The sequence below is a fragment of the Oryzibacillus soli genome (assembly GCF_051594765.1).
Lineage (GTDB): Bacteria > Bacillota > Bacilli > Paenibacillales > NBRC-103111 > Paenibacillus_AR.
In genome coordinates this window covers 1-325 of sequence record NZ_JBPPGJ010000114.1, presented here as the reverse complement: position 1 = coordinate 325, position 325 = coordinate 1, and the positions used below count along the sequence as shown (strand labels likewise).

Genomic DNA, 325 nt, shown 5'->3' with positions numbered 1-325 from the left:
GGAACGAAGCATATTCGAATCCGAAGTTAGCCCGGCGGAAAGAAGAAGGAAGAAGCATATTCGAATCCGAAGCGTGCCCAGCAATAAGAATAAGGAACGATGCGTATTCGAATCCGAAGCGAGCCCGGCAGTAAGAAGAAGGAACGAAGCGTATTCGGATCCGAAGCGAGCCCGGCAATAAGAAGAAGGAACGATGCGTATTCGAATCCGAAGCGAGCCCGGCAGTAAGAAGAAAGGACGAAGCATATTCGTATTTCGAAGAAGACAGCAGCATCGGATAACACCGTATTCACGCGTTGGGCCTGACGGCCCTTGGTCTGCAGAG

At 51.1% G+C, this 325-nt stretch carries 1 protein-coding gene; it reads right to left on the bottom strand.

All coding sequences use genetic code 11. The annotated features are described in order from the left end of the window. Window positions 1-26: 26 nt before the first annotated feature. A partial coding sequence (locus tag ACSEXW_RS28400) for a hypothetical protein (RefSeq protein ID WP_438449524.1) occupies window positions 27-325 on the bottom strand: 299 nt, incomplete at its 5' end.